16 protein-coding genes are annotated in these 24,064 nt (G+C 65.8%); 3 read left to right on the forward strand and 13 right to left on the reverse strand.

The window, feature by feature from the left end; translation table 11 throughout:
* Positions 1-12: 12 nt before the first annotated feature.
* The 13 genes from BN1233_RS13270 to BN1233_RS13330 form a co-directional block, all read right to left on the reverse strand.
* The gene (locus BN1233_RS13270; RefSeq protein ID WP_074078297.1) at positions 13-990 is read right to left on the reverse strand and encodes a glutathione S-transferase family protein; all 978 of its coding nucleotides are present in this window, start codon (positions 988-990) and stop codon (positions 13-15) included.
* A 388-nt stretch (positions 991-1,378) separates the two neighbouring features.
* Positions 1,379-1,702 carry a thioredoxin gene (trxA, locus tag BN1233_RS13275; protein ID WP_046864072.1) on the reverse strand — a complete coding sequence of 108 codons (324 nt, stop codon included), beginning with the start codon at positions 1,700-1,702 and terminating at the stop codon, positions 1,379-1,381.
* Positions 1,703-1,933: 231 nt separating this feature from the next.
* Entirely contained in the window at positions 1,934-5,392 is a 3,459-nt protein-coding gene (addA, locus tag BN1233_RS13280; protein ID WP_046864073.1) for a double-strand break repair helicase AddA, read from the reverse strand.
* 154 nt (positions 5,393-5,546) lie between these two features.
* On the reverse strand, positions 5,547-8,669 hold the full coding sequence (addB, locus tag BN1233_RS13285) for a double-strand break repair protein AddB (protein ID WP_046864531.1): 3,123 nt from the start codon (positions 8,667-8,669) through the stop codon (positions 5,547-5,549).
* Positions 8,670-8,694: 25 nt separating this feature from the next.
* A complete protein-coding gene (locus BN1233_RS13290) occupies positions 8,695-9,393 on the reverse strand; it encodes a nucleotidyltransferase family protein (RefSeq protein WP_046864074.1) in 699 nt (232 codons plus the stop codon).
* A gap of 147 nt (positions 9,394-9,540) precedes the next feature.
* Complete coding sequence (gene tsaE, locus BN1233_RS13295; protein ID WP_082145441.1) at positions 9,541-11,100, reverse strand: tRNA (adenosine(37)-N6)-threonylcarbamoyltransferase complex ATPase subunit type 1 TsaE; 1,560 nt, start codon at positions 11,098-11,100, stop codon at positions 9,541-9,543.
* A 182-nt stretch (positions 11,101-11,282) separates the two neighbouring features.
* On the reverse strand, positions 11,283-13,748 hold the full coding sequence (locus BN1233_RS13300; protein ID WP_147707222.1) for a sensor histidine kinase: 2,466 nt from the start codon (positions 13,746-13,748) through the stop codon (positions 11,283-11,285).
* 414 nt (positions 13,749-14,162) lie between these two features.
* Positions 14,163-15,590: an adenosylhomocysteinase gene (gene ahcY, locus BN1233_RS13305; protein ID WP_046864533.1), complete on the reverse strand. Its 1,428-nt coding sequence runs from the start codon at positions 15,588-15,590 to the stop codon at positions 14,163-14,165.
* A 203-nt stretch (positions 15,591-15,793) separates the two neighbouring features.
* Complete coding sequence (locus BN1233_RS13310; protein ID WP_046864076.1) at positions 15,794-16,093, reverse strand: HPr family phosphocarrier protein; 300 nt, start codon at positions 16,091-16,093, stop codon at positions 15,794-15,796.
* A 7-nt stretch (positions 16,094-16,100) separates the two neighbouring features.
* On the reverse strand, positions 16,101-16,502 hold the full coding sequence (locus tag BN1233_RS13315) for a PTS sugar transporter subunit IIA (RefSeq protein ID WP_046864077.1): 402 nt from the start codon (positions 16,500-16,502) through the stop codon (positions 16,101-16,103).
* A 59-nt stretch (positions 16,503-16,561) separates the two neighbouring features.
* A complete protein-coding gene (locus tag BN1233_RS13320; RefSeq protein WP_046864078.1) occupies positions 16,562-17,065 on the reverse strand; it encodes an HPr kinase/phosphorylase in 504 nt (167 codons plus the stop codon).
* Positions 17,058-18,842 (reverse strand): sensor histidine kinase, encoded by a 1,785-nt coding sequence (locus tag BN1233_RS13325; protein WP_046864079.1) that lies wholly within the window; start codon positions 18,840-18,842, stop codon positions 17,058-17,060. The genes BN1233_RS13320 and BN1233_RS13325 overlap by 8 nt, the downstream gene beginning before the upstream one ends.
* A 228-nt stretch (positions 18,843-19,070) precedes the next feature.
* On the reverse strand, positions 19,071-19,769 hold the full coding sequence (locus BN1233_RS13330) for a response regulator transcription factor (protein ID WP_046864534.1): 699 nt from the start codon (positions 19,767-19,769) through the stop codon (positions 19,071-19,073).
* A gap of 276 nt (positions 19,770-20,045) precedes the next feature.
* On the opposite strand from BN1233_RS13330, the gene BN1233_RS13335 reads away from it, so the two are divergent.
* The 3 genes from BN1233_RS13335 (at position 20,046) to BN1233_RS13345 (ending at position 23,822) form a co-directional block, all read left to right on the forward strand.
* Entirely contained in the window at positions 20,046-20,789 is a 744-nt protein-coding gene (locus tag BN1233_RS13335; RefSeq protein ID WP_046864080.1) for a HugZ family pyridoxamine 5'-phosphate oxidase, read from the forward strand.
* Between the two features lie 290 nt (positions 20,790-21,079).
* Entirely contained in the window at positions 21,080-22,690 is a 1,611-nt protein-coding gene (locus BN1233_RS13340; protein WP_046864535.1) for a phosphoenolpyruvate carboxykinase, read from the forward strand.
* Between the two features lie 37 nt (positions 22,691-22,727).
* Complete coding sequence (locus BN1233_RS13345) at positions 22,728-23,822, forward strand: NAD(P)/FAD-dependent oxidoreductase (protein ID WP_046864081.1); 1,095 nt, start codon at positions 22,728-22,730, stop codon at positions 23,820-23,822.
* Positions 23,823-24,064: the final 242 nt, after the last annotated feature.

Below are 24,064 nucleotides of genomic sequence, written 5' to 3' on the forward strand. Positions count from 1 at the left end.
GCCACGCCGCGATCAATGCGTCATCGATCGTGCCGGAATTTCGCGTCCTGGCAGATCCGGACCGACCGGCACGATGCCCGTAGGGTTGAGAGCCTTGATCGAGTAGTAGCCGCGCTTGATGTGGTCGATGTTCACGGTGTCGCGCACGCCGGGAATGGCGAGAACCCGCTGCACGTATGCGGTGAGATTCCGGTAATCCGCAAGTCGGCGCAGATTGCACTTGAACAGGCCGTGATAGGCCGCATCGAAGCGCACGAGCGTAACGAACAGGCGGATGTCGGTTTCGGTGAGACGGTCGCCGAACAGAAACGTCCGGTCAGCCAGCCGCTCCTCCAACTCATCGAGCATGCCGAACACGTCCCAGAAGGCCTCCTCGTAAGCCTCCTGTGTCGTCGCGAAGCCTGCCCGGTATACGCCGTTGTTCAGGCGCGGATAAATTCGATCGTTGAGCGCATCGATCTCTGCCCGCAGATCCTCCGGATACAGGTCGAACATTCCGTCCGCGAGCGCACCGAAGCCTGAATTCAGCATTCGCACGATGTCGGCGGATTCGTTGTTGACGATCGTTCGGCGTTGCTTGTCCCAGAGCACCGGCACGGTGGCGCGGCCTGTGAGGGTCGGATCTACCTTCGTGTAGATCTCGTGCAGGTAAGTGGCGCCGTTGAGCGCATCCCGGTTTGCGCCGGGATAGTCGCCGAACCGCCAGCCCTTATCGGTGAGCACCGGCTCTACGACCGATACGGAGATCGTGTCCTCCAGTCCTTTCAGGGTGCGTGCGATCAGCGTACGTGATGCCCAGGGGCAGATCAGCGCGACATAGAGGTGATAGCGTCCGGCCTCAGCCTTGAAGCCGCCGTTGCCGGTCGGGCCCGGGCTGCCGTCCGGCGTGATCCAGTTTCGGAAACTCGAGGTCTGCCGGACAAATCCGCCCTTCGCGTCCTTCGCCTGGACGGGATTCCACTCCGCAGACCACTTGCCATTCACGAGCATGCTTATCTCCGGCCCCGCCTCGGCCGGGGCTCGTCAAGAATCGAGAAGCCGACTGGCGCAAACTCAAGGAAAGCGCCACGGCACAATCCCGATATGAGGTCCCCATGTCCGCGCGATAATCCGGCGGAGGCGAATAACAGGTCACACTGGGGGAGTGAGGTAACGTCCGGCGTTGCTGTCGCAAGCAGGGCGCGGCCATACTTGCTCAAAAGCAGAAGCAATGGCTCGGAAACGCCCTGTTCCTCGCACAGCCAAACAAGCAGCTGTCATAGGCTACCGCGAGACGCTGCAGGACAATCAAATCCGGTATCAGATCGCAATCTCATACCGGATTATCCGTCTATGACGAAGATGACAGTGGGTCCTCTACGACCCACTGCGAAAGAGATCACGCGACCGTCGACTGGATCCAGCGCGACAGCTCGCCCTTCGGCACCGCGCCGACCTTCTGCCCGGCCTGCTTGCCATCCTTGTAGACGATGAGGGTGGGAATCGAGCGGATCCCCAGCTGGCCGGCGATGCCCGGGTTCTCGTCGACATTGACCTTCGCGATCTTGACCTTGCCGGCCATCTCGGTGGCGATCTCTTCGAGCGCAGGGCCGATCATCCGGCAGGGACCGCACCACTCGGCCCAGAAATCCACGACCACGGGCTCTGCGGACTTCAGAACATCCTGCTCGAAGCTCGCATCGGTTACTTTCACGGTCGCCATCGCATCACCTTATGTCGCGGCAGCCTCGAGCCGCCATGATCCGGCCAAGGTAGGAACCGCATTCCACCGAATCAAGCGCGAGCCCATGTGGTTCTTGCGGGTCCGAGTTGCACCATGGCCATTCCGGCCCGTTCCACTGCAGAAAACCACGGCCAGCACGCGATGTGATGCACATCCGCGGCATCGATTCCTTCCACAAACAAATGGCGTCGCCAGCCCGGGGCGAAGCATTCAGAGGCGCGCGAGAGCCGCGTCGAGAGCCGCAGGCTCGATCTCCCTGACCAAAGGCCCTCTCGTATAGACGAGCAGCGCTCTGACGGGCTTGGCGGGATGGAGCTCCTGGAGGAGCTGCCGATACAGAGCGAGCTGGAGGACCTGTGAGTCCGGCAGCGCTTCGTCCGGATCCGGGAGTTGCCGCGTCGATTTAAAATCCGCGAGAAGCACGGCATCGGCCGCGACGGCGAGACGGTCGATCTGGCCGAGCACGGGCTGGGGGCCGGAGGCCGTCATGACGGTGCCGGTGATTGCAACCTCGGCCCGTGAGCCCGTACCGAACAGAGGTGCGAGTTCCGGATCCTCCATGACTGTCAAGACGTCGCCGAGAATCCAGGAACGCTCCCGTTCGGAGAGCCGCGGCGCCCGCGCCGCGAGATAGCGTTGTCCGACCTCCCGGCGCAGCGGGGGCTCGACGGTCGGCAGATGCTCCAGCAAAGCGTGGACGAGCGTGCCGCGCAGGCGTGCCGCCGGAGAGGCCTGCTGCGAGGTGCGGGAGCTCGAAGCCGGCCGTTGGGCTGCCTGAGACGGGCTCAGGAACGATCGCTCGCCCATCGGGCGCGAGACCGCCTCACTGAGCCAGTCCGGCGGGTCGATGTCGAGCGGCTGCAGCACCTGCTCCGCGGCCGCGCTCGCGGCCCCGAACGCCTCGTCCTCGAAGTGCAGATCCACGGGCCCATAGGGCGCTTCGGTCGGCGTTTCCGCGCCGAGCTTCTCGGCGAGTCCCCGGCGGATCATGGCGCACCAGGCTTCCTCGGGCGTGGCGCGATGGCTCGTCATGTAGGGAGCAATGACGAGGCGCTCCTTGGCGCGGGTCATCGCCACATAGAGCAGGCGGTTGTGCTCCTCGAGGCCGCGGAGCCGGTGCTGCTCGCGCGCCTCCCGGATGGCCTGCGAATCCTGTTTCGTGCTCGTGCACCAGACGGGGATGGCTTGGCCCGTTTCGGCATGCCGGGCGATCGGCAGCAAGGGATCGGAAGGCCCATCGATCTGGCAGCCATCGATCAAGACGACGATCGGCGCTTCCAGCCCCTTCGCGCCATGCACGGTCATCACGCGGACCTCGTCGCCCGTGGCGTCGAGGTCGCGCTTCACCTCGTGCTCCGCGTCGTCGAAACGGGTCAGGAAGGTCGTCAGGGACGGCGCATCGACCTGTTCCGCCTGGTGCGCCATGCACAGGAAGGCGTCGATCGCATCGCCCGCCTCGCTCCCAAGGCGGGCCACGAAGGCCCGTCGGCCGCCGCCGGGGCCGAGCAGCGTGGCATAGAAGCCGAATGGTCCATGCGCCCGGGCGAGCTCGCGCCAGGACGCAAGGGCCTGTGTCGCGCGAAGAGCCGCCTCTTCGCCGGCATCGGCATGCCGATGCAGGGCGGCCGCAAAAGATTCGGTCTCTTCGCGCGTTGCGGCAATCCGGATCAGGTCATCGTCGTCGAGGCCGACCAATGGGCTCTTCGCCGCGGCGGCGAGCGAGAGGTCGTCGTCCGGCAGGAGGGCGGCGCGGCCGACGGCCACGAGATCCTGCACGGCGATGTGCTTCCCGATGTCGAGGCGGTCCGCGCCGGCCACCGGCACGCCCGCCTGCCGGAGAGCCCGGATCACCGCCAGGAAGGCGGGGCCACGCTTCTTCACGAGGACCAAGATGTCGCCGGGCCGGGCGCGCCGGCCGAAGCGGTCGCCCTCATGGATCCAGCTCCTGACGGCACGCGCGATCCGCTGGGCGACGACGACCGGCGGTGAGGTCGGCAGGGGCTCGTCGACCGGGAGCGTCCAGGCCTCCGGGTCGTCGCGCTGCGCCGGCCGTTCGATCGGCCAGAGTTCGACGCAGCCCGGCGCCTCGACCGTGGTGTCGTGCTCGGTGCCGCGAAAGCCTTCGTCGAAGGACAGGCCGCGCAGATGTGGCTCGATCCCGAAGGTGGCGTCGACGGCGCGCAGGACGGCCCGGCAGGAGCGCCAGGACACCTGCAGGGGCACCTCCTCGAAGGTAAGTTGTGCTCCCGTGACGGCCTTGCGCCAGTAGCGCCGGCTCGCCTCGAATTCACGGGGCTCCGCGCCCTGGAAGCCGTAGATCGATTGCTTCGGATCCCCGACCGCGAAGACCGTCCGCACGCGGTCGGCCGTCGCGCCCAGTCCGGCCGTGAAATCCTCCGTGATCAGGCGGAGGATGCGCCATTGATCCGGATTCGTGTCCTGCGCCTCGTCGATCAGGATATGGTCGACGCCGCGATCGAGCTTGTAGAGGATCCAGGCGGCATCGCCGCGCGACAGCAGCGCGAGGGTGCGGGCGATCAGGTCGTCGAAATCGAGTGCCCCGAGCCTCGCCTTGCGGCGCTCGATCTCGGTGCGGATCTCGGCCGCGAGCGTGAACAAGGCGGCCGTGCGTTCGAAGGCTTCCGCGGCCCGCAGCCCGTCGTCGAGGTCGGCCAGGCGTGACTGCTCCGCAAGGAGCCGGGCCTTGAGGTCGGAATCGACTGCTTTGGTGACGAGCGTCGACTCGGCGCGAGGCTCGCCGTCCTTCTTGAAGAAGAACGATCGGTACTGCTGCAGGCGATCCTCGTCGGTCGACGCCACGGCCGCCGCGCACAAGGTTTGGCCGCGCTCGCGATCGGTCTTGTTGCGGCTTTCGAGGAGCACGCGGCCGATCGCGGTCCACTCGGCCGGGGGGAGACCTTCGGTCATCATGCGTCGCCGGACGGAGGCCGCATTCGTGCCCTCCGCGAGGCCGAGCGCCGCCCGGAGCCCTTCCAGGCTCGCCGTGATCCCCTCCTTGCCCTGGAAGAGCCAGCGCTGCCGGACGGCATTCCGCACAAGATCGTTGAGATCGCGCCCGGACGTGAGGGCGCTCACGGCGGCGTAGGATGCGGAGAGCGCTTCCGCTCCCGCCCGCCCGTCGCCGCGCCGGCTGTCGCTCGCCCGGCTCAGAACCGTCTCAAGGGCTTCCTCGAGAAGCTCGTTCGCCTGCTCGTCGTCCAGGATGGAGAAGCGCGCCGGCACATTGGCCTCGAACGGCACCATGTGGAGGATGCGTTCGCAGAATGCATGCAGCGTATCGATCTTGAGGCCGCCCGGCGTCTCGACGGCCCTGGCGAACAGGCGCCGGGCCTGACGGATCTCGTGCCGGGATGGAGGCCGGCCTTCCAGCGCTGCGAGTTCGGTTGTGAGGGCCTCCTCGGGCAGCGTGACCCAGCGGCCGAGGCGCTCGAAGATGCGGATCGCCATGTTGGCGGCGGCAGCCTTCGTGAAGGTCAGGCACAGGATCCGGCCCGGTGCGGTGCCGGCGAGCATGAGGCGCAGGACGCGGTCGGACAGGACCTTCGTCTTGCCCGATCCGGCATTGGCGGAAACCCATGCTGAGGCCGTGGGATTGGCCGCCCGCCGCTGCTCGTGGACGATCCTTGCGATGAGATCGGTGCGGGTCACGCCCGGTCTCCTCTCTCGTGGCCAATGGCCTCGTCATGGACGCGCCGCTGCGAGGCCGATTTCAAGGCTCCGGAATGCTGGCTCCTGGCGGGCGGCGGGGACAGGCCCTCCGCGCGCTTTTCCACATCCCATGCAGAGGCAGGACGGGAGCAGGTCATTCCGGCCCCTCCTCGAAACCGCCTGCGCTGGTCGCCGACCATTCGCCGACACGGGCGAGGTGATCGTAATCGGAGACCGAGCGGGCATATTGCGGGAAGGGGCGCGCGAGAAATCCCGCCTCCTGGGTCACGTAGCGGTCGATCAGGGCGACGAGGCGGCTCAGGTGCTCTTCGGAAAGATCATCGAGATTGCGCTCCTCGCCCTTCGGCGGCTTCAGCGGCGAGGGATCGAGCGGCTCTCGCGCCGCACCGAGGCGCACATATTCCAGCGCTGGGACCGTGGCTGTCTTTCCGATTCCGGAAAAACCGCCGCGGCGCAGCATGGCGGCTTGCAAGGTGAGCTGGGGACTGAAACCGGCAAAGACGACCTTGTCCGATGGCGGCTGGCCGGTCTTGAAGTTGAGGATCGTGATCTCGCCGGTGCGGGAGGTCTCGATCCGGTCGGCCCGTGCTCTCAGCGTGAAGGTGCTCCCATCCTTCAGGTTCAGCCGCAGGGCGCCGGGTGTCTGAACCGCGATCGCCGCAAGGCCCGGCCGACGCTCCGCCTCGAAATCCAGGAACGCCTCGACCGTGCGGCAGAAGCGCGGCCACCACTCGGCGTGGAGGCGAGGTGAACGCAGGCGGATCGGCGCGAAGGCGGCTTCGCTCGCCTCGATCAGGAAGGTCCGGGCGGCGTCCCGCGACGGAAGCCCCTCCGGGAAGGTTTGCACGAAACGCGCGAGCAGTTCGCGCATGACGAATCCGCGCTGTGCCGTGCCCGGCGGAGCGGCAACCCGGTCGAGAGGATCGAGCTTCAGGATGTGCCGCGCGAAGATCGCGTAGGGATCCCTGACCAGGGTCTCGATCTCGTTGACGCTCAAGGAACGCGGGATCAGCGCGGGTGGCGGCTTCGGAGCGGGCCGCGGGCAGGGGGGAGCCGGGTTCGGGCGCTCGAGCCAGCGCGCATAGCCGAGCCAGCGGTTCCCGGCATCGGTCATCCGCGTCCAGGCCTCGTCGCCTGTGAAGGCCCGCAGCCGCTGCAGGAAACGCGACGGGACCATGGGCGAGCCGTTGCGCTTCTTGGCCCGTGTCACGACGACGTCATTCCCGCCGATCGCCTGCACGAAATCATGCGCCGACTGGCCGATCCGCCGTTCGGGAGGTGAGAGCCCGATCTGCGCGCGCATCGGGCGGTTCAGGAAGGCATCGGTCTGGGTGCGAGGCGGCCAGACGCCCTCGTCGAGCCCTCCCAGCACGACACGGTCGAAGCTCAGGAGCCGGGCCTCGAGCGGGCCGAGGATCTGGACCTGTTGTTGTCCATTCGTGGCGGAGGGCACGACGCGCTCCGCCGCGAGCGTCGCGAAGAAATCCTTGTAGTCGGCGACCTGTCCGCTGAAGCCGTGGCTGCCGCCGTCCGCGAGATCGTCGAACAGCGTCATGAGCGCCTCGAGCGATTCGTTGTCCTGCGGCTCAAGGCCTTCGCAGAGCTTCTCCACGACGGATTGGTGCTCGGCCGCCAGCGCGATCAGGTCGACCTCTCCCGTCACGTCCAGGGACGCAAAGGCCGTGCCCAACCGCTCGACGAGTTCGGCCGCGAGATCCCAATCCTCTTCGGAAAGGCGGCCCTGCGGGCGCGGCACACGGCCGGTCTCGGCGCGCCGTCCGGCGACCGCTTCCCGCAAACCCGAGAGACCACGACCTGGCGCCGGGCCGCGAAGGACGCCGAGCTCGAGAGCGGCCGCGGCACGGTCGAGAACATCCCGTGGCCATCCAAGCCGGACAAGCGGATGGGCCAGGAGCGCAAGCAGGCGGACGGGGTGGAAGTCGAGGGCTGCGGCTTCGGCCGCGAGGCGGGCAAGACGGCCGGCCGGCGTCTCCGAAAGGGGCGTCCCCGCTGAATCCTCTGCGACGATGCCCCAGCGCTGCAGCTCGGCTGCGGTGCGCATCGCCAGGGAGCGGTCCGGAGTGATCAGCGCCGCCCGGCGGCCCGGGACGAGCACGGCCTCGCGCAGTGCGATGGCCGCCGCGAGAGCCTCCTCGCGCTCGTCGGCGGCCTTGACGATCGCAATCTTTCCGGTTCCCTCGAAGGCGAGCTCGATCCGCAGGCGAGGGTCGAACTCCGCCCATAGCTCCGTCGTCTCTGCTGGGCGGAGGGCCTCGCTCAGAACCTTGCCGCGCGCGATGGCTCGCGCACTGGGGCGCCCGAGAACGTCGATGCCGTTACGCTCGATCCGCAGATACTCGATGAGAAGGCGTCGCATCATGGCCTGGGGATGCGAATGGGCCGGCTCCCGGCCATCGGCTCCGGCGATCAGCTCCCAGCTGTCCGGGTCGAGATTGAGGTCGAGGCCGGGGAGCACGACGGCGCCGTTCGGGAGACGTGCGATCGCGGCGAGCAGCGCGGCGGTGGCCGGGACCGAACCCGTCGAGCCGGCCGCGATGACCGGAGCGGTCGGACGGTCGCGAAGCAGGCGCCTGGCTTCGGCGGAAATCAGGGTATTGCGCCGGATCGTCGGATCGCTGGCCTTCCGCTCTGCGAGAAAAGCCGGCCAGGCCTCGTGCGCGATCCGCACGAAGGCGAGCGTGATCTCGAAATAACGGGAGAACTCGCTGTCGACCGCATCTCCGATGCGGCTCCAGTCGACCTCCTCCGTCGCGAAGGCGTCCATCAGGGCTTCGAGATCCGCAGCGAGGCTCACGGCATCGGCCGGCGATGACGGCACCATGAAGGGCACGCCCTCGTCGAAACGCAAAAGCTCGCTATCGACCGTCGCGGACCATTGACGCACGAGACGCGCCAGGATGAGTCGTCGCGCGAGCGCAGGGATCGGCGGCGCCAGGAGCTCGGCTCCTTCGAATGGGGATGTCGCCGCGGCCACTTCGAGGGCCGCATCGTCGGCCTCACCCAGAGGCACGATGCGGGGCAGAAGCCGCGCCGCGCCGCCTCCCGCATTGGCCAGGATTTCCGTGAGGGCGCGCGCGGCGCGCCGGGTGGGAAGAAAGATCGTGGCTTCTGCCAGATCCGCCGGGCTCTGCGGAAATCCGTCGATGATCCGCCCGGCGAGCAGCTCCTCCGCAAGAGTCGGCAGGAAGGCACAGCCGACGGGAATCGAGAAAGCCCGCGGGCGCGCCGGAATCATCGGGCCGAAGCGCTCCGGGGGCGCTTCAACGGACGCTCGTGGCAAGCCGCGCCTCGGCGGCTGCAATGGCTCCGGGATCGCCGACATGGAGCCACTCCCCGTCGAGCCTGAGGCCGAACAGTTTTCCCGATTCGATGGCGCGATCGAACAGCAGATTGAGCGAGAAGGGGCCGTCCGGCGTATCGGCGAAGAGCTCCGGCTTCAGGATCGCGACGCCGGCATAGACGAAGGGCGTCACCTCCCGCTCGCTGCGTCGGCGCAGACGGCCACTCGCATCCATGGTGAAATCGCCGGCCCCATCATAGCCGACGCTCGTCGCCGTCGCGGCCAGGAGCAACTGGATGCCCATGCGCTCCGGGTCCCACGTGCCGATGAACCGCTCGAGATTCGCGTGCGGCCCCTCGATCCAGAGCGAGTCCGAATTCAGGAGCAGAAAGGGATCGGGACCGAGCTTCGGCAAGGCGCGCTTGACGCCGCCGCCGGTTTCCAGAAGCACATCCCGCTCGTCCGAAATGACGATCTCCGGCCTGCTGCGTCGCGCCAGATGCGCCTCGATGAGATCCGCAAGGTAATGCACGTTCACGACGACACGATCGATTCCGGCACCGGCGATCCGGTCGAGCGCACGGTCGAGCAACGCGCGACCGCCCACTTCGACCAGGGGTTTCGGCAATGTCGTCGTGATCGGGCGCATGCGCTTGCCCAGGCCAGCGGCGAGCAGCATGGCGGTGCGGATCGGGCGCGATGGGGCGTGACTCACGAACAGCTCGCAGTTTCATGCGAGACGCTCCGCTTGCGCGGACCGTCCTTCGTTTCTTCTTGTCGGTGTGTTCCCGCGACGAGGCAGAACGGCCTCATCGGGGAGATGGGTTCAGGAGCCGTGGAAAAGATGCGGCAGATGGTTCTCATACCAGACTTTGATTCGTGACAAGCCGGGATGCGCGAGGTCACGCAGGAGATATTCCTCGATCCGGGGAAGATGCCTGAGATATTGCGGCTTCCCGTCCCGGCGGTCGAGGCGCGCGAAGATGCCGAGGATCTTCGTGGCGCGTTGTGCACCGAGAATTGCATAGGCCCGTGCGAAATCGCCGACGTCGAAATCGGGATGACTGCGCCGCCGCTCCTGCACATAGGCGCTGACGAGCTTGAGCTCGAGATCTGCCGGAACGGTCACTCTCGCATCTTGCAGAAGTGACACCACGTCATAGGCCGGATGCCCGAGAGCGGCATCCTGGAAATCGATGACGCCGACGCGCTCGATGCCATCCCGATCGGCCAGCCAGAGCAGATTCGGGGAGTGGAAATCCCGGAGCGACCAGGTCGTCGGTCCGGACACGATCTCGATGAGAACATCCGACCAGAGGTTCACGAATTCGGCACGCACCGAGCCGGCCAGCTGATGTCCGATCAGGTGAGGGACATACCATTCCGTCAGGAGCTCCACTTCGATCAGGAGCGCCTCGAGATCGTAAGGCGGCAGGACGTGATCGCGTCCCTCGGTGACCGGAAGGACCTGGGGCAGCGGGCTGCCATGGAGGTGAACGAGAAGCCGCGCCGCCTCGAGATAGCGCTCCGGAATCGGGCCGTTCTGATCCACGACCGGCTCGTTGCCGAAATCTTCGAGAAGGAGAAGACCGGCTTCGAGTTCCTCGCCGAGAATTCTCGGCGCGCTGATTCCGACGGCCCGGAGGCCGCGATCCACCGCCACGAAGGCGTGCACCGATTCGGCGAGTTTCGCGATTGCGCTATAGGGCTTGCCTCTCCGCACGGGCGGTCCGTCCGCCCTTGGCGGCGAGATCATCAGGATCGCCGTCTTGCCATCCGGCCTGACGAGCCGCTCATAGGCGCGCGTCGATGCATCGCCCTGGACAGGCAGCCGCGTCGCGCCATCCCAGCCCGTGCGCTGAACGAGTTCGTGGAACGCCCTGAGGCGCATCAGCCGCGGCACGAAGGATCCGCTGCCGGTGATCACCGCATGGCGGGCTCCCGAACGGGGATCGAGATCCAGCCGGATGTCGAGCCGGTCCGGGGCAAGCGCGTCGCTCGCGCGTTCCGGCCATTCGACGAGCGTGATGGCGCGTTCCGTGAGATCGTCCCATCCGAGTTCGACGAGCTCTCCAGCGCCGGAGATCCGGTAGAAATCGGCGTGGACCACCGGCCCTACGGCGGACTCGTAGACTTGAAGGAGCGTGAAGGTCGGGCTCGGGACCTCGAGGCTGCCATCTCCGGTGATGCGCCGGACGAGAGCTCGCGCGAGTTCCGTCTTTCCTGCGCCGAGCTCACCCGACAGGCCGACGAGGTCACCGGGCGCGAGCTCCTCGGAGAGAAGGCGGGCCAGCCGGTGCGTGGCGGCAAGGTCCGGGAGATCGTAGGACCAGACGGAAGCGGGTGGATCGTCATCCTGCGCCCCGATCAGCGCTCCATGAGCCATGCGTTGGTTGCTCCTTGGTTCCGGGTATCCCCGATCTGTTTCAGGCTTCGCACGAGGCCGGGTCGGCCGGCGGTCTTCGTCTTAAGATCGTCCCGGATGGCAGGATCAAGGCTGCACGCGCAATTCCGCTGCGAGCGGCAAGACGGGCCCCGCGTCCTGCAGGAGCAGGATCCGGCAGGTGTTCATTCAGCGGCCAGGGCCGGGGTGGGCTCGACCTGCCGGCCCTGAACCGGGAAGTAGCAGGTGATCCGCGTCCCGAGGCCAGGCTGAGAATCGAGCTCGACGTGCCCGCCGTGCAGCTCCACGAAGGAGCGCACGATCGAGAGACCGAGGCCGACGCCGCGATGGCGCGTGCCGAGCGTATTGCTCTCGAATCGTTCGAAGACCTTCGCCTTGAGTTCGGGCGGGATTCCGCAGCCCTCGTCGCTGACCTCGAGAACGACTTCGCCGCCGAGCTTGCGCGCCACGACGTGGATCTTCTGACCCGGATAGGAAAAGCCGATCGCGTTCGAGAGGAGATTGAAGAGGATCTGCCGTACGCGCTTTCCGTCGGCAACGAACGAGCCGATATCCGCCGGCGCATCGATGACGACCTCGAGGGAGGCTTCCGCGAGACGATCCTCGAGGCCGCGCATCGCGGCTTCGATCGTCGCGTGAATGTCGACGTTCTCGGGAACGAGCTCGAGCGAGCCGGTATCAATGGATGCGAGATCGAGGATGTCGCTGATGATCGCGAGCAGCGCCCCCGAGGATCGCATGATGTGGCCGGCATATTCGCGCTGGCGCGGGTTCAGGGAGCCTACGGTCTCGTCGCCGAGAAGTTGCGTAAAGCCGATGATGTTGGTGAGTGGCGAGCGCAATTCGTAGGAGACGTGATGGACGAAGTCCTCACGCAGGCGGGCTGCTCGTTCGAGCGCCTCGTTGCGCTCGGTGAGGGCGCGTTCCGCGTTCACGGTGGCCGTCACGTCGCTGAAGGTCAGCAGCGTCGCTCCATCGGGCAGCGGCTGCGCCGTGCAGACAATGGCGGAACCGTCGCGGCGATCGATCCTGCACGTCATGCCGAGACGCGTATCCTGAAGGCCGGCAACGGCGCCACGGATATCGATCCACGCTTCGTCCTGCGGGGCGAGCGATTTGCAGATCCGGATGACGGCTTCGATGTGCGGATGCTCGCCAGCCTTGTCGGCCGGGATCTTCCACATCTCGAGGAAGGCGCGGTTCGTGAGCTTGAGCCTTCCGTCCGATCCGAACACCGCGACACCTTCCTGCAGCGTGTCGAGCGTTTCGGCTTGGGCGTGGCCGAGCGCATTGAACTGCGACTCGAGAAGCATGCGCTCGCTGACGTCGTCGAACAGATAGGTGACGCCGCCTTTCGGATTTGGATTCGTCACGACGCGAATGACGCGCCGGTCCGGCAGGTGCCACCACACCTCCCGCGGCTCGACGGCATGATAAGCTTGCAGGATGTCGGCCTTCCAGGCGCGGAAATCGACCTGCTCGGGCAGCTTGCGTGCCGCCCGCAGGCGATCGAGAACTTCTCCGTCGGTCGGCTGCTGCGCGAGGAACGGGATATCGAGTCCGAACAGCCGCTGATAGGCGGCGTTATGGAAGACGAGGCGCTGCGCGCCGTCGAAGATCGCGACCGCCGTCGACAATTGATCGAGAGTCCGGACGTGAGCGGCCATCTGACGTTGCAGGTCGGCGCGCACGGATTCGAGTTCCGACACGTCGACAGCGATTCCGGCGCTGCCCGATGCGGTGGGTCGCTCCGTGACGTCGAGAACGCGGCGCTGTCCAGCAACCACGGCGACGACACGGCCGTCGAAGGCGTGCTTCTCCACTCTCTGGCGGGTGACTTCATCTCGCGTCGTGCGGTCGAGCAGCTCGAGATGCCGTTGTGCTGCATCCTCGATGCTCGCGGCTTCGACGGCGCGAAGATATGCCCGGTTCGCCCAGGTGAGATGATCGCGGGGATCGCGCAGCCATAGTGGATGGTTGACGGAGTCGAGCAGAGTCGTGAGCGCGCGAAGATCCGACCGCACTGCGGACAGATCGTTCTGCGCCCGCAGGAGCGCGGCGCGATCTCCCGTCACGTCGCGGAGACGCAGGATCGCCCGTCCCCCGATCGTGCGGCCTTCGACGTCGACAAATCCCTGCGATGTCGTCCTGACGGTGAGGCGGAAGCTTTCGCCGCGGGCCCGAAGCGATTCGGTTGCGCCTTCCACGGCCGCCGCATCCGTCGGTGAGAGCCAGGATCCAAACGCCAGCACGCGCTTTACGGTCGCACCGTCGCCGGCAATGGTCGGATCGCCCTCGAAGCGGGCGGAGTCGTCGCGGCCGTTCCAGCTTACGAGGAGCTGACGCTCCGACCCCATCAGGAGAGCCGCGCGGTCTTCTGCTCCACGCAACTCCTCGAGTTCTGCGCACAGGGCTCTTTCCCGCGCCGCCGCACGGCGTCGCTCACGCAGCGACATGAAGGCCGTCACGGTCGATGCCGCGACGAGGCCTGCGAAGACCGCAATATAGGTCGTGCTGTGGAGGTCGAGAGCCGGAATGAAGGCCGCCTCGGCCCCGTCGGGAACGACTCCTGCCGCGAGAGCAGGGGAGGCGAGAGTCGGCAGGAGGCCTGTTGCAATCCGGCGGCGCATATGTCGGCCGCTTCGCCCGCTGGGGCTCTCGGCGCCTGATCGCCTCCTTCGGCCCAACATGCTTCGTCACCCCTCCGCCTTCAGCCGCCAAGGCCGAATCCAGGCGGCCCCGCGATGCGGGTGGCCCGGACGATCCCTTGTGAACGCTTGACCCTCGGTGCCCTCATGGAGTCGACGGACCCTGTCCCGGCACACGATTCGCCATTCACTGTAGACCGCCCTCGACTCCGCCAGGAAGAGGATTAAGCGAAGTTTAAAGTCCCCCGGGAAAACCTGTGGACAATCTTGTCGCGGGTCTTGCCTGATCCGTCCGGGTGCCCTTGCGCCGCGCTCCGGGGCGGGCGGTTCATACAGGAATCGAAAAGCCCGGCGCGATGCGCCGGGCTCGATCGAGTGGTTTGGAGAGGATGCTGATCAGTAGCGGTAATGATCCGGCTTGAACGGGCCGGTCGGGCTCACGCCGATATAGGCCGCCTGGTCTTCGCGCAGCTTCGTGAGCTTCACGCCGATCTTCTCGAGATGCAGCATCGCGACCTTTTCATCGAGGTGCTTGGGTAGCGTGTAGACCTTGCGCTCGTAGCGGCCGGGATTGGTCCAGAGCTCGATCTGCGCAAGCGTCTGGTTTGTGAACGAGGCCGACATCACGAACGAGGGGTGCCCCATCGCGTTGCCGAGATTCACGAGCCGCCCTTCCGATAGAAGGATGATGCGGTTGCCGTTGGGGAACTCGATCTCATCCACCTGCGGCTTGATGTTCTGCCACTTGTAGTTGCGCAGTGCGGAGACCTGAATCTCGTTGTCGAAGTGCCCGATGTTGCACACGATCGCGCGGTCTTTCATGGCGCGCATGTGTTCGATCGTGATCACGTCCTTGTTGCCGGTCGCGGTGACGAAGATGTCGGCGCGCGGCGCAGCGTCGTCCATCGTCGTGACCTCGTAGCCCTCCATGGCGGCCTGCAAGGCGCAGATCGGATCGACTTCCGACACGAGAACTCGGCAACCGGCCTGACGCAGGCTGGCCGCGGAGCCTTTGCCGACGTCGCCGAAGCCCGCGACCATCGCGACCTTGCCGGCCATCATGACGTCGGTGCCGCGACGAATCCCGTCGACGAGCGATTCGCGGCATCCATAGAGGTTGTCGAATTTCGACTTCGTGACCGAGTCGTTGACGTTGATCGCCGGGAAGAGAAGCTTGCCTTCCTTCTCCATGATGTAGAGCCGGTGCACGCCCGTCGTCGTCTCCTCCGAGACGCCGCGGATGCTGCGGGCGAGTTCGCCGAACCAGCCCTTCGGCTTCTCGGACAGGAGCCGGCGGATGAGAGCGAAGAGGACCTCCTCCTCTTCCGAGCCCGGCTTGTCGAGAAAAGCGGTGTCGCCGCTTTCGGCGCGAACCCCGAGATGCACGAGCAGCGTCGCATCGCCGCCGTCGTCGAGAATCATGTTCGGAACACCGCCGTCATGCCAATCGAACAGGCGCGCGGTGAAGTCCCAGTATTCCTTGAGCGATTCGCCCTTGTAGGCAAAGACCGGGATGCCTCGGGCCGCGATCGCCGCCGCCGCATGGTCCTGCGTCGAATAGATGTTGCACGAGACCCAGCGGATGTCGGCGCCGAGAGCCGCCAGGGTCTCGATCAGCACCGCCGTCTGGATCGTCATGTGCAGGGAGCCGGCGATCCGTGCGCCCTTGAGGGGCTGCTTCGGGCCGTATTCCTCGCGCACCGCCATGAGGCCCGGCATCTCCGTTTCGGCGATGGAGATTTCCTTTCGTCCCCAGTCGGCGAGGCCCAGATCGCGGACCACGTAGTCTTTCGTCTCGACGAATTTGGGGGCTGCCTGGCTCATGCTGTTCCTCGCGATCTCCATTCGGGCCGCTCTTAGCAGAGTAAAGAGCTCGAAGCAATCAAGACATAAAGATGTCTTTATATGTCTTCCGAGGAGATGTCGGCCGCCTGACCTGCGCCACCTGGAGGCGGCGAGGCACGATCTGTGGAGAGAGTGCTTCCCTGCCAGCGACGCCTCGCAGGTCCGATCAGGAAACGGTCTGCCTACTCGTCCTCGCCGAATCGCTCGGACAGCAATTGCTCGACGGCAGCGAGGCATGCGGCGGCATCGGGCCCCTCGGCTGAGATCGTGAGGGAGGTGCCCTGAGCTGCGCCGAGCGTCAGCAGGCCCATGATCGAGCGGCCGCCGACCGTTTCACTGCCGCGGGTGACGGTCACTTCGGCATCGAACCGATCGACCGTCTGGACGAACTTTGCGGAAGCGCGGGCGTGCAGGCCCTTCTTGTTGATGATCGTGAGCTGACGAACGAGGGTGTCGCTCTGGGCGCTGGGCGGCTCGGGCAAAGGACGACTACTTGCCGGAGAGGACGCGGGAGGCGACGTTGATGTATTTGCGCCCGGCCTCCTGTGCGTGGAGAACGGCATCCCCGAGGCATTCCTCGTCGCGCACGCTCGCGAGCTTGATCAACATCGGCAGATTGATGCCGGCGACCACCTCGACCGATCCGCCGTTCATGCAGGACAGAGCGAGATTCGACGGCGTGCCACCGAACATATCGGTCAGCACGACGACACCTTGGCCGGAATTGACCCGACAGACCGCATCCATGATGTCCTTGCGGCGCGTCTCCATATCGTCGTCGGGGCCGATTGTGATCGTCTCGACCTGCTCCTGCGGGCCCACCACGTGTTCGAGCGCTGCTCTGAACTCCGTTGCCAGTTGCCCGTGCGTGACGAGCACCATACCAATCATAACGTCTACTGGTCCCAACGCTCCTAGGAGCGGAGCCGCTATCTTGTGTAGCGCGAAGCTTAGTGCAAGGGAGTTGCGACGAATTGTTCGGGGGATAGAATCGAACCTTTTCCGGTTTTGCTCAAGTCCCTCAGAAGGAGGATGAGTGCGGCCGTTCCAGGACCGGTGACGAGGCGCGGCAGGGTTACGCCGCACAGCTCGACCGTATCGCTGCCGGCCGGTGGCCAGCGCGGCAATGCAGGATCGAGATCGACGACGAGGCGTACGACAGCGCTCTCCTCGTGCGGAACTGCCACGATGCCGAATCCGAAGATCTCCATGCGGCCGGCAATACTGTCGGGAGCAGAGGCGACGAGCCGACCGTTACGGTTCGCAAGGCTCACGCAATCGTCCGCGACGAGGCGCGCGAAAGTGCCGAGGGATTGTGCACTCGCAATGATCTCTCGCGCGAGGCTCGTTTTCCCGCTTCCGCTTCTGCCCCGGACGAGAAGTCCGGCTTCGCCGAATACGAGGCAGGTGGCGTGCACGCGCCCTGCCTGTGCCGTCGTAGCCTCCTCAGCCATGGGCGGACAGGGCCGGAAGCCGCATCACGAAGCGCGCGCCGGCCCGGGTCGGCTCGCCCGTTTCGTCGGGAGGACCCGCGCGGTTCTCGGCACGGATCGTGCCGCGATGGGCTTCCACGATCTGACGGGAGATCGACAGCCCGAGGCCTGAATTCTGGCCGAAGCCCTGCTCCGGGCGGTCCGTGTAGAAGCGCTCGAAGATCCGGTCGAGCGCATGGGGCTCGATTCCGGGGCCGTCATCGTCGACCATCACCTCGACCCACTTGCGGCGGCGACGCAATGTCACCCGGACGGTTCCATCCGGCGGCGAGAACGAACGGGCATTGTCCAGGAGATTGTTGATCACCTGGCCGAGACGGCTGTCGTGCCCGAGTACGAGAAAGGCGTCGCGACCAGCCGGCCGCTCGATCGAGAGTTCGATTGGGGCCTCGCCGTTGCGCCGGCGCTCGTTGGCGACCGAAATCACCGCCTCAAGGAGCTTCACGAGATCGACGGGTTCGGCGTCGGTGCGCGCGAGTTCTGCATCGAGGCGTGAGGCGTCGGAAATGTCCGAGATCAGCCGGTCGAGGCGCCGTACGTCGTGCTGGATGACCGACATGAGGCGCTCCTTCGACTCCTTCGTGCGGGCGAGCGGCAGGGTCTCGACCGCGCTCCGAAGAGAGGTCAGCGGGTTCTTGAGCTCGTGCGCGACGTCCGCGGCGAAGCTCTCGATCGCATCGATCCGGTTATAGAGAGCGCGCGTCATGTCGCGCAGCGCTCCCGAGAGGTGGCCGATCTCGTCGGCCCGCGCCGTGAAGTCCGGGATCTCCTGCCGCGATTTCGTGCCCCAGCGGACACGCTCGGCCGCTTCGGCGAGGCGTCTCACGGGCCCGACGATCGCACCGGCGAGGAACAGGGACAGGATGATCATCACCAGTGCGGCGACGAGAAACACCTGCAGCAGGGCAAAGCGTTCTGACGCGATGATCGTGTCGATGTCGCCGCCAAGCGTCGAGAGCAGCAGCACGCCGCGTACCGAGCGAAAGCGCTGGATCGGAAGCGCGACCGAGACGATCGTCTGACCCTTCTCATTGAGGCGGACCGCCTCGGCGGGCCGGCCCGTCAGCGCCTGCTGGACCTCGGAATAGTCGCGCCCGTCGACGGGTCCGATCTCCTCGACGACCTCCGGATCCGATCGGCTGAACAGGCGTACGATCCAGCGCCAGGTTTTCTCGACGAAGCTGGCATCCTCCTCCGTCGCGAGAGGGGGCAGATCGAACCGCATGACGCCTCCGCGCGAATAGAGCGCCCGCGAGTCGAGCAGCAGCGCGCCCTCGCGGTCGTAGATTCGGGCGCGGGTGCGGGTCGGGGTGACGAGGCGGCGGAGCAGAGGCGCCACCCGCTCCGGGCTGATGGAGAATTCGAGAGGCGAGAGGGTGTCGTCTCCGAGGCGGCCGGTCTCTCCGGCTTGCATCTGGAGCAGGCGATCCGGGTCGATCGCGATCGTGTCGGTTTCGACGGTGGCAGAACTCGCGATGGCACCGGCAATGATCTCGCCCTGGATTCTAAGGCTTTGAACCCGCGCCTCGATCAGGCCCTCACGAAACTGGTTGAGATAAAGGAACCCGAGCAGCAGAGCGACGAGCCCTGCGAGATTGAGGACGACGATGCGGCGCGTCAGGCTCGAGGACGCCCGCTGGGCGAGCATCACCCCGGCATGGCGGAGCCGTGCGAGCAATCCCTCCGGGGGAGGCGGATCGTCCGATGAGAATTCGGCTGGGACCGGATCTGCCTTCATGGCTCGATTCAGGGCGCGGCTGCGAGGCCGCGTCAGGCTTTTCCGGGGCGGCTCGTGCCGCCATGCGAGAATTTGGTCATCCCGAATTCCGGTTCATCGGCCCCGGGCCGAAATGCGTGAGCCCTCGGAACGGGCGCCTTTCGGGTGGCGTAGCACGTCTCCTCGACGCGGTCGCGCGCCCCGGCGTCGCCATGCAGGCAAGGGCTCGTCCCGTCTCGTGGAGGCGGATTACATCTCCTTGAACCGGTAGCCTACCCCATAGAGGGTCTCGATCATATCGAAGCTCTGATCGGCCGCCTTGAACTTCTTGCGCAGCCGCTTGATGTGGCTGTCGATCGTGCGGTCGTCCACATAGACCTGGTCGTCGTAGGCCGCATCCATGAGAGCATTGCGGCTCTTGACGACGCCGGGCCGTGTCGCGAGCGCCTGGAGGATCAGGAACTCCGTGACGGTCAGCGTGACCGGCTCACCCTTCCAGGTGCAGGTATGTCGCTCCTGGTCCATCTTGAGCTGCCCCCGCTCGAGCGCCTTCGCGTCGGTGTCGCGTGGGGTCGTCTGGTCCTTCGGGGCGAAGCGCCGGAGGACGGCCTTGACCCGTTCGACCAGGAGCCGCTGCGAGAACGGCTTCCGGATGAAGTCATCGGCGCCCATCTTGAGGCCGAACAGCTCGTCGATCTCTTCGTCCTTGGAGGTCAGGAAGATCACGGGCACGTCGGACTTCTGCCGCAGCCGGCGCAGCAGTTCCATGCCATCCATGCGGGGCATCTTGATGTCGAGGATGGCGAGGTCCGGGGGCGTGTGCTTCAGGCCGTCGAGGGCCGACGCTCCGTCGGTATAGGTCTGGATTCGATAGCCTTCCGCCTCGAGGGCGATGGAAACGGAGGTCAGGATGTTGCGATCGTCGTCGACGAGGGCAATCGTCGGCATCAGCTGATCCTTCTTCTTGTCGACGTGGGCCGTCATGGGGCGGACATCGTCCGGCTGGTAGCTGCCTCAGCGAGGCAATTGGCGCGACCGGGATCGCCTGAGACCAAATCGCGCCCTTCCTGTGGCACAAGTAAGGGTATCTCGGTCCACGCACCAGAGAGAAACGCCCTAAATGCCCTAGGGAGAGAGCAGCCCGCCCCAATAGACGCCACGACAGCAACCGCTTTTCTAAGAATAGTGCATCTGAATGGGAGATGAAGAGTGGTCGACGAGCCTATGCCGGCCCCGGATTTCGACGGGATCCCGCTCGCCAAGGACCTCCTGCGGCGCATCCGCTCAGGAGCGCTCGCCACTCTGGATCGGGAAGGTGACTTTCCCTTCGCCTCCCTGGTCACGGTCGCGACCGACCCGGCCGGGTCTCCGCTGCTCCTGATGTCCCGGTTGTCCGAGCATACCCGCAATCTCGAGGCGGACCCGCGGGCATCCATCCTCCTCGCCGAGAGTGGGAAGGGGGATCCCCTTGCCCATCCGCGCCTGACGGTGATCGGCGAGGTTTCCCGCTGCACTGACCCGAAGGTGCGCGAGCGCTTCCTGGCGCGCCATCCCAAGGCCCAACTCTATGCGGATTTCGCCGACTTCTCCTTTTTCCGGATGGCGGCATCGCGTTTCCACCTGAATGGTGGGTTCGCGCGGGCGATGAGCGGAGAGGCGTCCGCGATCATGACCTCGCTCGACGGATCGGAAGCGCTGCTCGGTGCGGAAGCCGATGCCCTCGGCCACCTGAATGAGGACCACGCCGATGCCTTGAGCCTCTACGCGACCCGGCTCGCCGGTGCGCCCGCCGGAAACTGGCGGGCCACCGGGCTCGATCCGGAGGGGCTCGACCTCATGAGCGGTGACCGTACCGCCCGAGTGGTGTTTCCCGAGCGGGTCACGACCGCGGGCCTTCTGAGACAGACCCTCAAATCCATGGCCGAGAGGGCACGGGCTGCGACTGGATCGGGGGGAGGTGAGGGATGAGGACGTGCGGACCCTCTGCAAGGGGCCGAAGGGTCCGATCGTGGAGGCATCTGCATTGTCCAAACGGATGAGACGGGCGGATGCGCCCGGAGACTTCGCTCGAATCCGGGAACTCGGCGGACTTCGGACGAGTTGACGGCAACGCTTCCGGGCCTATTGATGGCCTGGCTGATCCTTCCGAGGTCGGAAGGGTCCGGGGGCTCGGTCACGGCGCCATCGGCGCGAACAGGCCCAAGCGCAACCGGCTCCGAGGCGAGCCGGAGGCGTCAGGCGGATCAGGAGGAACTTTCGTGGAGAATATCGGCGTATTCAACGGTGCCAGGGGCGCCGAGGCTTTCGGTCTCCGACACCTGAAGCGGGTGTTCTGGAACCTGGAGGCGCCGGCTCTCTACGAGGAAGCCATCCGCCGCCACGAGGCGCGGCTCGCTCTAGGGGGCGCACTCCTCGCGGAGACCGGCGTCCACACCGGCCGCTCCCCGAAAGACAAGTTCGTCGTGCGTGATTCCAGCAACGAGAACGCGATCTGGTGGGACAACAACGCTGCGATCACGCCCGAGAAGTTCGACATTCTCCTGGAGGACTTCCTCGCCCACGCCGAGAAGAAGGAGCTCTTCGCCCAGGATCTCTATGGCGGCGCCGATCCCTCCTTCCGCGTGCGTGCTCGCGTGTTCACGGAATACGCCTGGCATTCGCTGTTCATCCGCAATCTTCTGATCCGTCCCGAGCGCGACGATCTCCACGACTACGTCCCGGATCTCACGATCCTCGATTTTCCGAGCTTCAAGGCGGATTCCGCTCGGCATGGATGCCAGTCCGAGACGATCATCGCCTGCGACTTCAACCGCCGGATCGTGCTCATCGGCAGTTCGTCCTATGCGGGCGAGATGAAGAAGTCGGTCTTCAGCTATCTTAATTACATCCTCCCGCCGCGGGGCGTCCTGCCTATGCACTGCTCGGCCAATGTGGGCCCGAGCGGCGATGTAGCCGTGTTCTTCGGCCTGTCGGGAACGGGAAAGACGACCCTCTCGGCCGACCCGAACCGTACCCTTCTCGGCGATGACGAGCATGGCTGGGGGCCGAATGGCGTCTTCAACTTCGAGGGTGGGTGCTACGCGAAGACGATCCGCCTGTCCCGCGAGGCCGAGCCTGAAATCTACGCCACGACCGAGCGGTTCGGGACCGTTCTCGAAAACGTCGTGATCGACCCGATCACGCGGGTGCCGGATTTCGATGACGCCTCGCTGACCGAGAACACGCGCTGCGCCTATCCGCTCGACTTCATTCCCAATGCGAGCCTGACGGGCCGCGCCGGCATTCCGAAGAACATCGTGATGCTGACCTGCGACGCCTTCGGGGTGCTGCCTCCGATCGCGAAGCTCACGCCCGCCGAGGCGATGTATCACTTCCTGTCGGGCTATACCGCGAAAGTAGCCGGCACCGAGAAGGGCGTAAAGGATCCGGAGGCGACCTTCTCGACCTGCTTCGGCGCCCCGTTCATGCCGCGGCATCCTTCGGTCTACGGCAACATGCTGCGCGATCTCGTCGGGAAGCACAGCGCCGATTGCTGGCTCGTGAATACGGGCTGGACGGGTGGAAAATACGGCGTCGGGCGGCGCATGCCGATTCGGGTGACGCGCCGGCTCCTGAGCGCCGCTCTGGATGGTTCACTGGCGCGTGTGGATTTCCGCCGCGACCCGTATTTCGGATTTGCCGTGCCGACCTCCGTACCCGGGATCGAGCCGCATATTCTCAATCCCGCGAAGACTTGGCAGGACAAAGCTGCTTTCGCAGAGACCGCGAAGCGCCTCGTCGAGATGTTCGCGGAGAATTTCAAGCGCTTCGAGAGCCATGTCGACGCGGACGTGAAGGCGGCCGCTCCACAGATGTCGATTGCGGCCTGACGGACGCAACCACGAGACCGGAGAGCGAACGCCTGCCATGAATGTTCTCGTTGTGGGAGCCGGCGTGGTGGGCCTCGCGGCTGCGCGCGCCCTCGCGATGCGGGGGCACGACGTCATCGTTGCCGAACGCGAGAGCGGCATCGGCAGCGGCGTATCCTCCCGCAACAGCGAAGTGATCCATGGCGGAATGTACTACCCGTCGGGATCCGTTCGCGCCCGTCACTGCGTGGCGGGCCGTCGAATGCTCTACGAGTACTGCACCAGTCACGGAGTGCTGCATCGCCGGTGCGGCAAGCTCATCGTGGCGACCAACGATCTCGAACGGGCGAAGATCGAGGGCATCTATCAGCAGGGAATCGCGAACGGAGTCGAGGGACTTGTCCTGCTGACGGGTGAGGAGGCGCGGACCCTCGAACCTGCCTTGTCGTGCACGGCTGCCGTCCACTCGCCCGAGACCGGCATCATCGACAGCCATGGGCTCATGCTGGCCCTGCAGGGCGACCTCGAAGACCACGGCGGTGCTGTTGCATTCCACGCTCCCGTCGAGCGACTCGAAAGAAACGGATCCGCCTGGAAGGCCGTGATCGGCGGTGCCGAACCGGTCGACCTCGAGGTGGACGCCGTCGTGAATGCGGCAAGCTTCGGAGCGCAGCCGCTCGCGCGCGCGACCGAAGGCTATCCGCAGGATCGCGTGCCGCGCCTCGTCCTCGCCAAGGGCAATTATTTCGGCTGCCTCGGGAAGCCGGCCTTCTCGCACCTGATCTATCCGGCTCCCGTCGATGGTGGCCTCGGCACGCATGTGACGCTCGATCTCAATGGCCGGATGCGCTTCGGGCCCGACGTCGAATGGATCGAGAGCGAGAATTACGAAGTGAATCCTGCTCGCGCGCAGAGCTTCATCGCATCGATCCGGCGATACTGGCCGGGCCTGCCCGATGATTCCCTCGTACCGGATTACGCAGGTATCCGACCGAAACTCACCGGCCCTGGAGAGCCGGCAGCGGATTTCATCATCGACGGCCCGGCCGAACACGGTCTGCCGGGACTCGTGCATCTCTTCGGAATCGAGAGCCCGGGCCTGACCTCGTCTCTTTCGATGGCGGAAGACATCGCGGACCGGCTCGCCGCCTAACGAGTCATCCGCAGCATTTAGCTTTTCTGCTGAGCGCCAGAGTTGCGCTGTGCTTGTTGCGTTGGCGCTGCCACCCTCACTCGGCTGCTACGCAGCCGACCTCTCCCATCGAGGGAGAGGTCAGGAGGGCGGCGGGAGAGGTCGCGCACGCAGTGCGCGGGTGAGGGGGGACACGCTGCGCTCTTTCATTGAGCGCAAGAGTTGCGCTGCACTTCCAGATGTCGCGCTGTCATCCTCACCTG

The organism is Microvirga massiliensis (assembly GCF_001006805.1).
Taxonomy (GTDB): Bacteria; Pseudomonadota; Alphaproteobacteria; order Rhizobiales; family Beijerinckiaceae; genus Microvirga; species Microvirga massiliensis.

Excerpts from the sequence above, each read along its gene's own strand:
- ahcY (WP_046864533.1), bottom strand. The coding sequence starts at position 15,590 with ATGAGCCAGGCAGCCCCCAAATTCGTCGAGACGAAAGACTACGTGGTC.
- BN1233_RS13320 (WP_046864078.1), bottom strand. The coding sequence starts at position 17,065 with ATGGCTGAGGAGGCTACGACGGCACAGGCAGGGCGCGTGCACGCCACC.
- BN1233_RS13330 (WP_046864534.1), bottom strand. The coding sequence starts at position 19,769 with ATGCCGACGATTGCCCTCGTCGACGACGATCGCAACATCCTGACCTCC.
- BN1233_RS13300 (WP_147707222.1), bottom strand. The coding sequence starts at position 13,748 with ATGCGCCGCCGGATTGCAACAGGCCTCCTGCCGACTCTCGCCTCCCCT.
- trxA (WP_046864072.1), bottom strand. The coding sequence starts at position 1,702 with ATGGCGACCGTGAAAGTAACCGATGCGAGCTTCGAGCAGGATGTTCTG.
- BN1233_RS13290 (WP_046864074.1), bottom strand. The coding sequence starts at position 9,393 with ATGCTGCTCGCCGCTGGCCTGGGCAAGCGCATGCGCCCGATCACGACG.
- addB (WP_046864531.1), bottom strand. The coding sequence starts at position 8,669 with ATGATTCCGGCGCGCCCGCGGGCTTTCTCGATTCCCGTCGGCTGTGCC.
- BN1233_RS13335 (WP_046864080.1), top strand. The coding sequence starts at position 20,046 with ATGCCGGCCCCGGATTTCGACGGGATCCCGCTCGCCAAGGACCTCCTG.
- BN1233_RS13325 (WP_046864079.1), bottom strand. The coding sequence starts at position 18,842 with ATGAAGGCAGATCCGGTCCCAGCCGAATTCTCATCGGACGATCCGCCT.
- BN1233_RS13345 (WP_046864081.1), top strand. The coding sequence starts at position 22,728 with ATGAATGTTCTCGTTGTGGGAGCCGGCGTGGTGGGCCTCGCGGCTGCG.
- BN1233_RS13315 (WP_046864077.1), bottom strand. The coding sequence starts at position 16,502 with ATGATTGGTATGGTGCTCGTCACGCACGGGCAACTGGCAACGGAGTTC.
- BN1233_RS13270 (WP_074078297.1), bottom strand. The coding sequence starts at position 990 with ATGCTCGTGAATGGCAAGTGGTCTGCGGAGTGGAATCCCGTCCAGGCG.
- tsaE (WP_082145441.1), bottom strand. The coding sequence starts at position 11,100 with ATGGCTCATGGAGCGCTGATCGGGGCGCAGGATGACGATCCACCCGCT.